This window comes from Paenibacillus salivarius (assembly GCF_051307165.1).
Lineage (GTDB): Bacteria > Bacillota > Bacilli > Paenibacillales > Paenibacillaceae > Fontibacillus.
Genome location: NZ_CP195592.1, coordinates 3,064,479 through 3,079,025 on the forward strand (window position 1 = coordinate 3,064,479; position 14,547 = coordinate 3,079,025).

A 14,547-nucleotide genomic window follows, 5' to 3' on the forward strand; every position below is an offset into this window, starting at 1 on the left:
CCAGGTTCCCATAAGGGAAATCCCTGAGGCGAGGGGTAAATCCCCTATTCACAAAATTGACGAAAAAGAACGAAAGGTGAACAAAAAGTAAAAACCCCAGCACCATGAGGGTGCCAGGGTTTTCATCCCGGTTCTTAGCGGCCGGCCGCTAACGAAACAGGGCGCTCTTATTGAGCCGTTTTATGCGATCGGTTGAATCTAAAGAAACTAGGTAACTTTATTTGAGCCAAACAAACCAAATTCGGAGGATCATGACGAGAATAGCGATACAGTGTTTCGTTACGTTCTAAGGAAGGGCGATTTTCTGAAAATAAGGATACCAGGTTTCGTTAGCGGAAAAAGAACTCAAGCAGAGTCTTTTCTCGCAAACCCTTTAAACCGTGTACCTTGATAGGTAACTTCCCCTTGGTCTCCGGCCACGATAAGCCCAAACTGATCCGGTTTCACCTGCAGTTCGATTCTGCTCCGATCTTCAAATTCAAATGTAATAAAATAACTCGTATTCGCGCTTGATTCGCCCGATCCGCCCCATACTTCGGTTCTTTTGTCGACAATCTTGCAGCGCTTGGTCAGCAATGCCGCCCGGTTGTTCGCAATCCCTATAGATATTCCTTTTATGATGACGTACAGAAATCCCCCGACGACCACCACGATCAAGAAACCCGCAAAAATTTTGAAAAATAGGGGGACCTCGTTCCAAAAATCCGTAAACCCGCCTGCAGAGCTATTCATTATGTGAACCTCCTCACCCCATGATACACAACGTATCCTGCTAAAAATCCAACGCTGTTCAACAGCAGATCGTCCACGTCAAAGCTACCTCTTCGTGAGAACAGTTGAATCGTTTCCAGAATGAATACACCGAACACAAAAACCATGAATGACTTAAGCAAGGTTCGATTCAACCCTTTCGGGATAAGCAGGCCAAACGGAATAAAGACGGCGATGTTCCCCAATAAGTTAACTGCCGACGCACCGGAACCAATCGCCTTAAAATACAGCCTTATCGTGTGCAGAGGACGCAAATTATACATGAAGTCCTCGCCGACGCTCCTGCCGAATCCCCAAATCATCCAATATGCAAGCAATGCCGTATACCCGATTAAAAAGATATTCGATAGGCATCGAATGTTCGCTTTTTTCATTGGCGCTGCTATGCGTTCTTTTCCAAAATCCCGACCAGTTCCTTCAAACTGGAAATTTCATAGGTCGGCTGAATTCCCGACGGATTCAGTTTACCTGCGGGATTAAACCAGCAAGTATCGGTTCCGTAATTGTTTCCCCCCTGAATATCCGTAGTCAAGGAGTCGCCGACCATCAATACCCGCTCTTTATCGTTAACGTTCAGCTTGTGGAACGCATAATCAAAAATGCCGGATTGCGGCTTTTGATACCCCGTTTCTTCCGAAACGACAATCTGTTCAAAGGCTTGACTCAATTCGGACTTGCCGATTCTTTTCAGCTGCACTTCTTTTATGCCGTTCGTAATAATAGCCAATCTGTAGCCGTGAGATTTCAAGTAGTCGCATAACTCCAAAGCTCCCGGTACCAGAAATGCCCCTTCCGACAAATGCGTCAAATACCGGGTACTGAAATGAGCCGCGTCCATCGTTAAGCCTTGCTCTATGAAAAATCGTTGGAAGCGTTCCACCCGTAGCTGATCCTGCGCGAGCTTACCCTCCTCGAATTCTTTCCACAACTGTTGATTAATCTTTTTGTAGCTCTCAAAATAAAGATCGCTCAGCTCGATTTCATGTTCTCCGAATGAAAGCGTGAGGGCGTTCAATTCCGATTGTGAAAAATCAAATAGCGTGTCGTCTGCGTCAAACAAAATAAGCTCGTAAGGCAAGTTTTTTCCTCCTTCATCAAAAACGAAACCGGTCTATTAATTGTTCCAGTGATTTCGCAATATTCTTCAACTCTTCCGCAGCATGGGCCACTTGATCCATCCCGGCCAGCTGCTCCTCCGTCGCCGCCAATATTTCTTCCGTAGAAGCGCTTGATTCCTGTGCGATCGAGGAAATGCTCTCCATGGCGGCGATAACTCCATTCTTATCCGAATCCAGTTGGGAAATTCCGCCGATGAGTTCCTCGATAGCACGGATAAACTCGGAAACAGAGCGGGCAATCAATTCAAAAGCCTGACCCGTCTCCTCGGAAACCCTTGCCGTTCTTCGTGCAACTTGCGTGCCTTGCTCCATGAAATCCTGGGTCTTCGAGATGGCTGCATTCACCTGATGAACCGTTTCCTCGATTCCCTGAACCGAGCTTGCGGTCTGTTCGGACAATTTCCGAATTTGTTCCGCGACGACGGCAAACCCTCTTCCGTGCTCGCCTGCTCTTGCGCTTTCAATCATCGCATTTAGCGCAAGCAAATGGGTCTGATCGGAAACCGCCCGGATCACTGCCGTGATTTCGGTGATCAACTCCGATTTTACGCCGAGTTCATCAACCTGTTCTTCAATTTTGGACGTAATTCCCGCGTTTTCATTCATCGCCTTTTGCAGTTCGCCGATACAATTCATTCCGGTTAGGCTGGCACTCTTCGTCTGATCAATGCTTGCTTTCATGACTTCGGCCCTGCCGTTAAGTTTCATGATTTCATCCGCAAGGCGATTCAATTTTTCTAAACCATCCTGAGCGCCGTTTGCCAATCCCCCCGCACCGTTCGCCAGCTCATCCGTCGCTCTGGATATTTCGGTTGCCGATGCCGTGGTTTCATCAATAATGTTGCTTAGCGTTTGCGCGCTGGTAGCGACCTTTTTGGAATTTTGCTGAATGTCCTTCACCATACCGCCGAGCGTTAGCCTCATGTGAGCCAAGCTTGTCGACATCGCTCCAATTTCATCCCGGCTCTGATAACGTACTTCTTTAGTAAAATCCCCATCCGCAAATTCTTGGATCCGTCCCGTCATCATCGTTAACGGATGGATCATTTTACGTGCCGCAATAGCCCCAATAATCAAAGCGACCGCTAAAATAACCAAGGATACGGTCACGGTCCAAATTAGAGAGCTGCGGATCACGCCGTGCATATTGTCCAAGGAAATGCCCACATTCAATACGCCGGACAACTCGGCGTTGTATGTAAAGTCCGTAGATACATTATATACCTTTTGCCCTTCCGCTGTCTCAAGAAGGGTGCCCACCGTTTCCTGGCGCTCCACGACTTTCGAAACATCCCCGCTTGCCGATGCTGCAGATGTCGCGTCATTCTTGGCGTCATCCCCCAATTGTTCCAGCATGTGGTTGTCGGAAACGATAAGATTGGATTCCGTGTCGGATAGCGAAATATATACGATATTCCCGTTGCTGTCCTCCTTGATCGTTTTGAAAATGTTCTGCATCGCCTGAAGATCGACAATCTCGTTATTGATGATGTCCCGCTTGATATTGCTCACCAAGGTCGTGCCGTCGCTTTTCATTTGACTCGTAACCGAACGCTGTATTTCAAAATACGATAAGGCCGTAAAAGAGATCGCACAAGCTGCAATCAGAACGGTGATCAGTCTAAGAATTTTGCCTTTGAGCGAATTATGCATCCTACATTCCCCTTTATCTTATCTATTCTGTAGGATTTTAATCAATCGCCCTGCATAAAGACTATGACTATTGTAATTGTGAAAAGAGGAAGAAAGGGACTAAAGGTTATCAATTCCAGCCGGGTTGCCGTCTAACAAACATTGTCCCCTCTTCATTCCGATTGCCCGCCAAATCTTTTTCTTCTATAATAAGGCGGTCGACTTCCCCTGAGCTTGATTCCACAAAATGAACGAGAATGCTTATTTGATCGAGATAGAACTTGTTGGACTCCTTTGGTTTAAGGTGATAATCTCCAAAAATGCTCAATCCGCGATCTATGATCTTAATTTGAATTTCAATATTCATTTCTGCATTGTAGTAATCGCCGCAATATTTAATTAATTCGGAATCCGTTCCGCTCGGATTGGAGGGCGATGAATCTGGAAGCCGTTGATTTGCCCGAGCCCTGAATCCCTTCCACAATGATCAATCGCAAGCGAATGCCTCCTTTTTAAATTCAAAACCCATAGCTGATGATTACGCTTTAGCCAAAATTCCTTCTTCCACGGACTTATGAATGATCGACTCGGCGTATGCCCACAGCTTTTCGGAACCCTCGGCGATTTCCTTGTTTCGGTTCAACACTTGCTCGCTGGTGATATTAAATTTCCTCCACGTGTCGCCTTGGTTCAGATGATTATGTACCAACGGTTGCAAACGATCCAGGGATGCCGCAAATTTCGCCTCGCCGGTTTCTTTCTTTTCGAACTCGAGCCAGAGGTCCATCATTTCCTTACCCTGTTCTTCCGGCAGCATACCGAATAATCTGGCCGCAGCTTTGGCCTCTCGTTCAAACTTGTCCGCCTGGCCTTTTGTGTCATAAGCAAACGTATCGCCGGCATCGATTTCGACCAAGTCGTGAATCAGGAGCATTTTAATAACCTTGAACAGATCAACTTCGCGATTAGCGTGACCATGCAGGATCAGCGCCATCACGGCAAGATGCCAGGAGTGCTCCGCATCATTTTCCAATCTGGAATCGTGAATGATTTTAGTTTTGCGGTTTATCGTTTTCAGTTTATCGATTTCAACGAGAAATGCGATCTGCTTATCTATCATAATCTCCATCGAATGAATCCCCCTCCATTCAAATCATGATTTACCTAATCTTCAACTTCAAAAATGGAATCAATTATGATCGGCAAGTTATTTCGTACGGACACCGCTCCAAAAACGGATCTCGCGTGCAGTCCCTTATCCCCGAACGCCTCAATCAGCAGGTCCGAACACCCGTTAAGCACTTTATGATGTTCTTCAAATTCAGGCTCCGCGTTTACGAAGCCTTGGATTTTGACGACTCTTTTCACTTTGTCGAGCGTCCCCAAAGCCTCTTTCAAGACCGCAAGAATTTCGATCCCCGTGTTGCGGGCAAATTTATATCCTTCATCGGTCGTAAAATCACTTCCGAGCTTTCCCTTCGGATTGCCCGAGGGACCTTTACCTGAAACGAACATCAACCCGTTAACAATGCAAAAGTTCGCATACTTTGCCGCCGGTTCACTCGCCTTTGGAAGCGAGATACCCAGGGAAGCGAGCTTGCTTTCTACCACTTGATCAGACATCCTATATCCTCCTCTTACGATGAATTGTTTTTCGATCAATTTACTTTTCAATGAGAACTCTTGAATTTACTTCTAAATTTGTATACGGCCAACCTCCCAGAATAATAGACCAATCCGATAAAAACAAAGGCCAAAGCAAACTCGAACCATTGAAATGGTTTGATCCAGCCTAACCTCGCACTGCTGGATAATGGTTCCTTCGCCTCATATTGAGAGACGACGTCAGGAACATAATTTGCAGTCATATACATCCCCATGATCATGAAGTATAAATAGATTGCTAGAATGAAAAGCACGGACACACAAACAGATTCGAAAATCCAACGGATTTCTTTTTTCAAAACGCTCCCCCTATTCTAAAAAAAACAGCCATAGATCACTCGAATCATAGGCTGGTTCATATTGAAGTCAGAGTTTCTTCCACAATTATACACTTGGAGTTTTAATTTTAAAATAGTAAAGGGAACCTCACGGGTTCCCCTTATAAATTCACTTCTTGATCATCTTCAGCTTCAGGTTGCCCAATTCCCATACTCTCGATCTGGTTGAGTTTCTGTTCTGACATGCACACACCACCCCACGCGAATATTCGTTCTTATAGTATCATTGGATGTTGGGGTAATCAAACGGAAAAAATGAGCTCACCGCTTTGAACCATAGAGCCTAAAATCTTCACCACATGCCGTGCGGGTCACTTCAATTTCCGTGTGGTGCGTTTCTTCGCTTCCGATCTGACTGCCCCCGGTTCCTCTAATGTTTACGCATAATGGATCGATCTCCGTTCGATTCCCCTGATCATCAACATAATAGTATTGGTCGATGACTGAACCATAGTCAAACATGGGATTGGAGGTTTGATACTTTCCATTTCCATCCACGGGAATAACGTCATATTCCCCTTCCCTTAAGAGTGGCGGGGCATCCTTGATATTGTATGTGACTCTGATGATTCCTTCGTAATTTTCAGGGATCAAGTACAAGTCATACGTCCCTCTATTATACTTTGAAGTACAGCCGATCATTAGGATCATGATCGACAAAATCAAAAGCAGCTGTTTCATATTAAAACTCCTCGAACAATAGGGTTGGTTTTTATTAGAAGAAAGGTAGAGATTCTTCCACAATTATACACTTGGAGTTTTAAATTTGAAATAGCAAGGGAGCCCCTTTAGGGCTCCTTTATGGATGCTGAGATTGCTTACGGAACTTGAACGAGTTTCCATTGTTGATGCGCCCCGTCATTGTCAGACCATTGAATGACGTCCGCACCGTCCGCTGTCGATCCGTTGGACACTTCCAGCAGCAATCCGCTGTTCCGGTTCACGACATCATATGATCCGTTATTATTGTCGACAAAGCGCCACTGCTGATTCGTCCCGTTCAAATCCGTCCACTGTATGACATTTCCCCCGTTGTCCGTACTAAAGTTAAGTACATCGAGTGCTTTTCCGCTTCCTACATTAATCAATCGGAAATAACCTCCGCCGGAATCCACCAGGCTCCACTGCTGATACGTGCCGTTCCAATCCGCCCACTGAACGACATCGTCTCCGTCCGCATTCCCGAAATTGTAGACTTCCAGCGCTTTGCCGCTATGACGATTGATCAACCGGTACTTGCCGGGCGTCAATTCGTAAGTAGGCCAGCCGGCGCTATCCCAATAAAGGTCATTGATCAACAGCTTAGGCGTCCCGTTGGCCGTTGCATCATAAGCATGCCGGATGACGATATTGTTTTCATAGACATCCTGATGGCCCGGACCTTTCCATCTCGTATTGCCCGCATCGATAATCGTACCGCCCCCGTTTAACATGCTTACGCCGTTTTTGTCCAAATAAGGGCCGGTTATGTTTTGGGAACGTCCGACAACCATTTTATATGTGCTATTGACCCCGTTGCAACAGCTGTCGATCGAAGCAAACAAATAATAGTAGCCGTTACGGTAAGTGAGCGTAGGTGCCTCGACGCCGGCGGGACGCGTTGCGATCGAATAAAGAGTTCCTGTCGGTTTCAACGTATCCTCATTTAATCTCGTCAATTTGATACCGCTCCAAAACGAACCATAAGTGAGCCAGGGCATACCGGAGGGATCAATAAACAGCTGCGGATCAATTGCGTTGTAATTGTCGGAACTCGTCGTTCGGGTAACCATCCCTTGATCCGACCACGGTCCGTTGATGTTCGTCGAAGTTGCCAAGCCGATCGCCGATTCCCTGGAGCCGAAACTCGATATGGAGTAAAACAGATAATACTTGCCGTTATAATATTCGATATCCGGTGCCCAAACATCGTTGTAAGACTGATTCGGGACAAACTGGCTCCACCAGGAAAGGGGAGTCGAAAAAACTTTCGATACTCTTGTCCAAGCGAGTCCGTCCGTTGATGTTAAATGCTGAATCCCTTCCCCGGTGGAAAAGACGTGCCAGGAATCGCCTACCTTGATGATCGTCGGGTCATGAACGACATTGTCTCCGGTCGTCTCCCAAAACCCGGCTGAAGCGTCACTCATCATGCTGAACATGAAAGCCATGGATAAAGCCAGAGATCCAAAAAATCTTGCAAGCAAAGTTTTTCGCATATTTCCAGCCTCCTTCATACCATTATGAAAGCCCTTACATATATTACCATGCCGATTATAACACTTACAATACATTCACCAAATTTAATTTAAAATTTTTAATTTTATTTTAGTGAAATACAAAACAAAAAATGGTTATGATTTAATAATCAGAAAAAGGAAGGCATGCCTTCCGTCCCCGGCGCACCCTTCCTTCCTAACAACTCTCTCTATATAAATTCTTCCCTCAATATGGCGTACATCCGTTGATCCAGGAAAACCCCTTTGATCTTCAATTGTTTTCTTAGCAGACCTTCATTTTTCATGCCCAGCTTTTCCATCACGCGATAGGAGCCGACATTGTCCGCATTGCATCTCGCTTCGATCCGGTTCATCCCAAGCTCGCGAAATCCATATGAAACGATCTGTCCGGAAGCTTCTGTAATGACGCCTTGATTCCAGAAATGACGGGATAGAACGTAACCGAGTTCGGCCTTTTCATGTTCCGGATCGATACGAATAAAACCGGTCCTACCGATCAGCTTCCCGGTCGATTTGAGGACAATCCCCCAGTGGTATTCTTCACGCTTCAAAAACTGCCCTTGTTTTCTATGCAAAAAATCCAACGTGTCCTTCATATCGCGATGTCTTTCCCAAGTCGTTCTGGCCGTTACGATCGGATCGGAAGCCAGTTCAAAATAATCCTGCGCATCGTCATACGATAACCTTCTTAAGATTAAACGATCGGTTTCAAATACCGGCAACTCCTCAAACAAACGTTCAACTCCCATGCCTGCTAGCCCTTCCCATCTTCAATTTTTCCGATAACGTTGAAGCAGTTCAATGATTGCGTTGCGAACATCCCCTTGAAAAAGCCCACCATGGTAGCAAAACAACCTGGATATCTCATAGTTTTGCAGCCGTTCTACCGAGCGAACCGCTTCGTTCAAATCCCAGGCGTATTCCGGATTGGCGATATTGAGTTTACCGTCCTCGATGACTACCGCGTCACCGGCGATCAAGGTTTGGTCATTCGGGAAATACAAAGAAATATGTCCCGGGGTATGCCCCGGCGTAGATATAATCTTGAATCCCCCGCACACGTCGACAAGCTCACCGCTTTGTAAAACCCGGTCCACTTCGACCGGCTCAACCGTTTGGAGATACCCGATAAATTGCTCCGCACCCTTTCTTTCCTCTAAGGAAAGTTCGTGCAGCGTCGCCTCGGCCTGTTCGATCCGCAATGCCTTACGGGCCCCGTCGATATAAGGCGTTTCAAGTAGGGAGGCATAGATTTCGAGATTCGGAATCTGCTTCTTTAAAGCCGCGGCCGTGCCGACGTGATCAATATCATGATGGGTCAGCAACAGCTTGGTGATTGAATACAAATCGATCCTGTCACGGCGGGAAGCTTCCTCCAACAGCGGCATAAAGCCGGGATATCCGCAATCGACAAGGATCCTTTCGCTTCCGTCCTGGATGATCATCGGATAAATTTTCTGCGGCTGGCCGCTTTGTTCAAATTGTAGCTCAAGCAAATGAAATTGTGCCATATTCCAGTCATTCCTTCTTCTATGTAGTCGATTCTTTATTGCATGTTTCTCCCGCTATTGAAATACCATAAGCCGATTATACCAACAGATGTAAATATATCCAGCCTAATTACTCAAAAAACCCAAGAATGAAACTATCATTCTTGGGTTTGTCAAATAAAGATATATTCAGCTCAGATTACGACCCCGCGCCGCGGTACCGTTTCACCCCATAATTCCAAGCGATGAGGCCGATCGCGAAAAAGACGACGCCGACAAGCGGAGTGAGTAACGCCATATGTTTCATTTCCTCTCGGTCGAGGAACAGTGCTGCCGGATAAACGCCGACGAAGGCGAACGGCAAAATCCAGGTGAGCAGCACCTGAATGGCGCGGTTGTAAATGGTAACGGGATAACGGCCATACCCCTGCACGTTGTACATCAACGGCAAAATGCCGGTCGGCGCATCCGAGTAGAAAGAAAGCGACGTAAGCGCGGTATAAATCCCCGTATAGATCGCCACTGCGCTGAGCGTCAAGACAATCAAAGCCGGGATCGTCCACCATTCGAACGTCAAGCCCAGCTGAGACCCACTGATCGCCATAATCACGATTCCGATGAATGAACCGACGAGCGCCGGAGGATCGACATTTTCCAAAAAGATCTGGAACAGATTATGCGCCGGCCGGGTCATGATCCGGTCCATTTCGCCCTTGACGATATAGCGTTCGCTAAATGCCCACAGGTTGATGAAGCAGCTGAATACCCCGAACGGCACCATGAAAAATCCGTACACGAACACGACTTCGCTCTGGCTCCATCCTCCAAGACTTTCCGTATGCATAAACACCACGAAAATAAATATCAGATTCGTTGCTTGAAACAGCAAATCCGAAATGACTTCCACCCAAAAATCGGCCCGGTAGGTCATCCGGGTTTTAAAGTAGTTTTTCAAATATTCGCCGATCAGGCCCAAGTAATATTTCATCAGATCAACCTCCCTGCACGAACAGGCGCTTCCGCGACTGGCGGTACAGCCACACCATCGGAATCAGCAGGATGACGAACCAGAGAACCTGAATCCCCAGTACCTCCCAGATGCCTGTGCCCTGAATCCGTCCCGTAAACACGGAGCCCGGCAAGTACGTAATCGCTTGGAACGGCAGCCACTCCAAGATACCTTTAAGCCAACCGGGGAACAAGCTGATCGGGATGATAAGTCCTGAACATAAATCGACGACGACGCGCTTCATGCGCATGAACCCTTCGTTATTTTCCACGAAAAAAGCCATCAATCCGGTAATGACGTTCAACTGCGAGTTGATCAGGAAACTGAAGAACAGCATCACCAGAAAACCTGCCCAAGCTTCGGGTGAGGTCGGCAGCTTCACCGGAAAGAACAGCATGGCGATCGCCATCCCCGGAATCATGAACAGCATGAAGCGGAACAACCCTTCTCCGAAACCTTGCATCATTTTGACCATAATGTAGTTATAAGGCCGAATAAACTGAATCGCGATGCTGCCGTCGCGAATATCCGTCGAAATTTCCCTGTCCAGGTTGTTAAAATAAAAGGCGCGTGCCATCCAAGAGACGGCCAGATATGTCGTCATTTGCGAAGCGGTAAACCCGCCGAGTTCCCCGCCGCCTCCATAGATCGCTTTCCAGGTAAAATAGTACACCCCGATATTGAGCGTATAGATCAAAATACCGGTATAGTAGTTCACGCGGTACGCCAGCATCGTCAGAAACCGAATCCTTATGAAATCCACATAAGCGCCCGTCCCGTTAAACATGCGACAAAGCCCCTTCTTCTTCGGTCCGGGCTTCGCCCGCATCCGCCTTCTTCTCCGCCGAACCGGATTGATAGATGCTCCGCACGATGTCGTCCGTGTTCGTTTCGATGATTTTGATATCCGTAATGTCCGCTTTGCCTACGACTTGGCTAAGTACATCCGAGACATTGATCTCGAGCGGAATCCATACCTTCGCGCCGAGGTCGTTTTCCGCCGACCATTCGACCGGCAGCCCATCCGTCCAGGTCTGAAGCTGCGCCAGCTTCGTGCTCGTCCCGAATTGGAACTGCACCTCGCGTCCGGTGCCCCAACGGTTTTTAAGTTCTTCCAATCCGCCGTCGTAAATGATCCGGCCGTCATCCAGCATGATGACCCGCGAACAAAGCGCCTCGATGTCCTGAAGATCATGCGTCGTCAGCAGGATCGTCGTCCCGTGATCCCGGTTCATGTCTTTCAGGAATTCGCGGATCTCCGATTTGACGACAATGTCCAGGCCGATCGTCGGCTCGTCGAGAAACACGATGGACGGGTTATGAAGCAGCGCCGCCACCAGCTCGCAGCGCATCCGCTGGCCGAGACTAAGCTTCCGCACAGGGCGGTTTAACAGATCCTGCAGCTGCAGCCGTTCCACCAATTCATCCAATCGGCGTTTATAATCCTGCTCGGACACCTTGTACACTTTACGGAGCAGCTGAAACGACTCGATCACCCCGATGTCCCACCAAAGCTGGCTCCGCTGACCGAACACCACGCCGATATGCTGTACGAATTTTTCCCGCTCTTCATGAGGAACAAATCCGCCTACCGACAAATGCCCAGAGGTCGGCACCAGGATCCCGGTCAGCATTTTGATCGTGGTTGACTTGCCTGCCCCGTTCTCCCCGATATAACCGCAGATTTCGCCCTGCGGAATCGTGAACGAAATATCTTTTACCGCGGCGACCTCATTATATTCCCGTTTAAACAAATCCAGGAACGCGCCTTTCAAACCTTCGCGATTCTTCTGGACCTTGAATGTCTTGCGCAAATCCTTCACTTCTATCGCATTCATGTTCGGTTACCTCGCTATTTCGTTTTCCATGCTGTGCAAGCAATCGCTTAAAGATTATATAGCAGCTAACCGAAAAGCGCCACCCCCGGGAACCCGGCCCGTTCGTTAAATCATTCTTAATCTCTCCACAACGGTATGTTTTAACGATGAAATTGTCACGTAACTCATCATTCCGATCTGAATCAATACCATGACCAGGACATAGAGGAGAATTGCGCTCCAAGGAAATTGATATTGAATGTATGAAAGACCTCCCATATTTCCTAAAGAACCGCTTAACCAATACCCCAAGACGTTCCCTATGAGCAGGGAGACCGCAAAGCTTACGAACATCACCAATCCGGCTTCATAACCCAACATTACGGTTAATTGTTTGCGATTCATGCCTACGGCTTGCATCATGCCGAGTTCGATTTTTCTCGAAGCCAACGTGGCCGTAAACGTATTTATCAAATTCACGACACTGAAAAGAGCAATGAAAATCATAAAACTATTCGCCGCCATAGAGACTGTCTTAAAAGCATTACGATATGTCATTACCGTCTCAGAAAATGAACTTAATTCCAGGGTATCCTCCTGCAACATCAGCTGCTGCAGCCCGCTTTTCACCAGCCGTTCATCCGCATTTTCCGCGAGAACCACTTCGTAGCTTTCATTCGGATTAAAGGGAGCTACGGATTGCAACACTTTGGATGGCAAATAAAACGGAGTTCCGTTGTCTTTGTCCGGAATATCGCCGATGATCTCAAATTCATGCTCCACCTTTTTCTGCTCATTGCCAAGGAGGAGGGTAATAGAATCGCCGACTTCATAATGAACATTATAAAAATCAAACGCACTGCTGGCGCTGTTCAAGATGATGCCTGATTCGTTCGGCACACTCATTGCATCCGGAACATTTTCAATCCCGAAGACCACGGGTTCCAACGTCTCCCTTGTTCCTTTCACGGTGGCTTCCACATATTGATGCTCAATGACATTCTCCACCCCGGGAATCGATAAAATGCTCGTTTTAAAAGCTTCGGATAATTGGTTTTCACTTTGAAGTTCGCTAAGAGTCACCGTTTCGGAGAGCAAATCATTGCTGATTTGAACCATGAAATCGCCATTGCCCGGGAAGCGCTGCTTGGCCCTGGAAACCGCGTCTGCCGAATTCATTAATGTCGCAAATGTAATGAAAAGAATGCCGCTAAAAACCAGCGAAGATATCGTCAAAACGGTCTTCTTCCTGCTTCTTGCCATATTCAAGGCCGCCAAGGTGATCGGGGTCAACCTTTTCAGGCTTTTTCTGCCCTTCTTGCCGTCGACTTCTACCCCAACGTATCTGAATGCCTCAACCGGTGATATTTTGGCTGCAAATTTGGCCGGCGCATTTAACGAAACCCGAACGGTGAGAACCGTAAACAAACCTGATATCGAAGCGAGAATCAGGCTGGGGAACATGGCCCAAAGGGACGGATTCAAAAGCCAACTCGCCAAACATCCCAAGACGATTCCTATGGGCACAAATTTTTTTGAAAGATGCCTACCTTCATAAAGCACCAGCATTTTGATTTGCTTTTTTGTCGCTCCTAATGCCCTTAGTTGGCCATAATGTTTGATCCGCTTCGTAATGGAGATATAAAAAATATTGTAAATAACCAGCCAACAAGCCGATAATTCGACCAATACAATGCAGAAGATCGTTAAAAGGGAGTTCCCCGATAAATTATTTGAATCTACATTGACATGATTGATTTGAATATCCTTTTCGGAAACGCCGATTCCTTTTCCAATTTCGGTAATTTTCAATTTCAAGGCCGTGTTCGAATACCCGCCGGCGTTTTGGATATGAATCGCTGCGGAAGGGTTCACTTTGGAAAGGTACGGATCGGTATCCATGAACGCTTTCGAGACCAATGCATTAAATCCGGTTCGATTCGGTTCCCCGGATGCGGTCGTCCGCAAAATACCCGATATCACGAATTCGTTGGTCTGAATTTCTTTGCTGGCGCTATTCCTGAACTCTACGACGATTCGATCACCGATGCCGATCCCTGGAGTATGCCGATCGCCGGATATATAGTCTTTTTCGATAGCGATCTCATTTTGCAACGCTGGGAATTCCCCTTCGATAATGGCGGCGTGAGACAAATCCATCATGGCTTCGTCCGAGTATAAAATGGATAGAACCTTATCTCCTTTTTTCTCTCTCCCCACTTCCCGGTAAAGTCCGAATTTCTGAATCTCCTCCGTTGCGTCCAGTCTGCGAATATGGTCATCGCTGACATTATAAAATAGCGCTTGAAAATCGGACTCATTCTTTAGATTCTCAAACGAATTATAGCCGAAGGTGAGCACGATCGTTAACAAAAAGGCCGATAAAGCGATAATAGTGCCGGCAAAGTAGTTCTTCGCTTTTTCTGCCCTTAAATTTGCTGCAGCTATCTTTTTAATGACCGGTTTCTCCCGTTTCAACATGTACACA

14 protein-coding genes and 1 pseudogene are annotated in these 14,547 nt (G+C 47.0%); all 15 read right to left on the reverse strand.

From position 1 onward, the window contains the following. Positions 1-345: 345 nt before the first annotated feature. Entirely contained in the window at positions 346-732 is a 387-nt protein-coding gene (locus tag ACSFXJ_RS13885) for a DUF2500 domain-containing protein (protein ID WP_435920945.1), read from the reverse strand. Beyond that, a complete protein-coding gene (locus ACSFXJ_RS13890) occupies positions 732-1,145 on the reverse strand; it encodes a VanZ family protein (protein WP_435920946.1) in 414 nt (137 codons plus the stop codon). Before ACSFXJ_RS13890 ends, ACSFXJ_RS13885 begins: the two co-directional genes overlap by 1 nt. Positions 1,146-1,153: 8 nt before the next feature. After that, entirely contained in the window at positions 1,154-1,849 is a 696-nt protein-coding gene (locus ACSFXJ_RS13895) for a YjjG family noncanonical pyrimidine nucleotidase (RefSeq protein WP_435920947.1), read from the reverse strand. Between the two features lie 16 nt (positions 1,850-1,865). Then, positions 1,866-3,542, reverse strand: a complete 1,677-nt coding sequence (locus tag ACSFXJ_RS13900) for a methyl-accepting chemotaxis protein (protein ID WP_435920948.1) — start codon at positions 3,540-3,542, stop codon at positions 1,866-1,868. A 517-nt stretch (positions 3,543-4,059) separates the two neighbouring features. Next, positions 4,060-4,650, reverse strand: a complete 591-nt coding sequence (locus tag ACSFXJ_RS13905) for an HD domain-containing protein (protein WP_435920949.1) — start codon at positions 4,648-4,650, stop codon at positions 4,060-4,062. Between the two features lie 35 nt (positions 4,651-4,685). Next, positions 4,686-5,144: a RidA family protein gene (locus ACSFXJ_RS13910; RefSeq protein ID WP_435920950.1), complete on the reverse strand. Its 459-nt coding sequence runs from the start codon at positions 5,142-5,144 to the stop codon at positions 4,686-4,688. A gap of 641 nt (positions 5,145-5,785) precedes the next feature. Next, a complete protein-coding gene (locus ACSFXJ_RS13915) occupies positions 5,786-6,205 on the reverse strand; it encodes a DUF6843 domain-containing protein (protein ID WP_435920951.1) in 420 nt (139 codons plus the stop codon). A 137-nt stretch (positions 6,206-6,342) separates the two neighbouring features. Beyond that, entirely contained in the window at positions 6,343-6,774 is a 432-nt protein-coding gene (locus ACSFXJ_RS13920) for an RICIN domain-containing protein (protein ID WP_435925765.1), read from the reverse strand. Between the two features lie 3 nt (positions 6,775-6,777). Continuing rightward, positions 6,778-7,722: pseudogene (locus ACSFXJ_RS13925) on the reverse strand (glycoside hydrolase family 43 protein); the annotation flags it as partial. A 209-nt stretch (positions 7,723-7,931) separates the two neighbouring features. After that, positions 7,932-8,492 carry a GNAT family N-acetyltransferase gene (locus ACSFXJ_RS13930; RefSeq protein WP_435920952.1) on the reverse strand — a complete coding sequence of 187 codons (561 nt, stop codon included), beginning with the start codon at positions 8,490-8,492 and terminating at the stop codon, positions 7,932-7,934. 21 nt (positions 8,493-8,513) lie between these two features. Further along, positions 8,514-9,254, reverse strand: coding sequence for an MBL fold metallo-hydrolase (locus ACSFXJ_RS13935; protein WP_435920953.1), 741 nt, complete (start codon positions 9,252-9,254; stop codon positions 8,514-8,516). Between the two features lie 178 nt (positions 9,255-9,432). Then, positions 9,433-10,221 carry an ABC transporter permease gene (locus ACSFXJ_RS13940; RefSeq protein WP_435920954.1) on the reverse strand — a complete coding sequence of 263 codons (789 nt, stop codon included), beginning with the start codon at positions 10,219-10,221 and terminating at the stop codon, positions 9,433-9,435. 4 nt (positions 10,222-10,225) lie between these two features. Continuing rightward, positions 10,226-11,029, reverse strand: coding sequence for an ABC transporter permease (locus ACSFXJ_RS13945; RefSeq protein ID WP_435920955.1), 804 nt, complete (start codon positions 11,027-11,029; stop codon positions 10,226-10,228). Next, a complete protein-coding gene (locus ACSFXJ_RS13950) occupies positions 11,022-12,080 on the reverse strand; it encodes an ABC transporter ATP-binding protein (RefSeq protein WP_435920956.1) in 1,059 nt (352 codons plus the stop codon). Before ACSFXJ_RS13950 ends, ACSFXJ_RS13945 begins: the two co-directional genes overlap by 8 nt. A gap of 105 nt (positions 12,081-12,185) precedes the next feature. Then, on the reverse strand, positions 12,186-14,540 hold the full coding sequence (locus ACSFXJ_RS13955) for an ABC transporter permease (RefSeq protein WP_435920957.1): 2,355 nt from the start codon (positions 14,538-14,540) through the stop codon (positions 12,186-12,188). Positions 14,541-14,547: the final 7 nt, after the last annotated feature.

What these genes read in the sequence shown, in the direction of transcription:
- ACSFXJ_RS13930 (WP_435920952.1), bottom strand. Translation starts at nt 8,492, where the DNA reads ATGGGAGTTGAACGTTTGTTTGAGGAGTTGCCGGTATTTGAAACCGAT.
- ACSFXJ_RS13915 (WP_435920951.1), bottom strand. Translation starts at nt 6,205, where the DNA reads ATGAAACAGCTGCTTTTGATTTTGTCGATCATGATCCTAATGATCGGC.
- ACSFXJ_RS13940 (WP_435920954.1), bottom strand. Translation starts at nt 10,221, where the DNA reads ATGAAATATTACTTGGGCCTGATCGGCGAATATTTGAAAAACTACTTT.
- ACSFXJ_RS13890 (WP_435920946.1), bottom strand. Translation starts at nt 1,145, where the DNA reads ATGAAAAAAGCGAACATTCGATGCCTATCGAATATCTTTTTAATCGGG.
- ACSFXJ_RS13910 (WP_435920950.1), bottom strand. Translation starts at nt 5,144, where the DNA reads ATGTCTGATCAAGTGGTAGAAAGCAAGCTCGCTTCCCTGGGTATCTCG.
- ACSFXJ_RS13945 (WP_435920955.1), bottom strand. Translation starts at nt 11,029, where the DNA reads ATGTTTAACGGGACGGGCGCTTATGTGGATTTCATAAGGATTCGGTTT.
- ACSFXJ_RS13955 (WP_435920957.1), bottom strand. Translation starts at nt 14,540, where the DNA reads ATGTTGAAACGGGAGAAACCGGTCATTAAAAAGATAGCTGCAGCAAAT.
- ACSFXJ_RS13905 (WP_435920949.1), bottom strand. Translation starts at nt 4,650, where the DNA reads ATGGAGATTATGATAGATAAGCAGATCGCATTTCTCGTTGAAATCGAT.
- ACSFXJ_RS13885 (WP_435920945.1), bottom strand. Translation starts at nt 732, where the DNA reads ATGAATAGCTCTGCAGGCGGGTTTACGGATTTTTGGAACGAGGTCCCC.
- ACSFXJ_RS13935 (WP_435920953.1), bottom strand. Translation starts at nt 9,254, where the DNA reads ATGGCACAATTTCATTTGCTTGAGCTACAATTTGAACAAAGCGGCCAG.
- ACSFXJ_RS13900 (WP_435920948.1), bottom strand. Translation starts at nt 3,542, where the DNA reads ATGCATAATTCGCTCAAAGGCAAAATTCTTAGACTGATCACCGTTCTG.
- ACSFXJ_RS13950 (WP_435920956.1), bottom strand. Translation starts at nt 12,080, where the DNA reads ATGAATGCGATAGAAGTGAAGGATTTGCGCAAGACATTCAAGGTCCAG.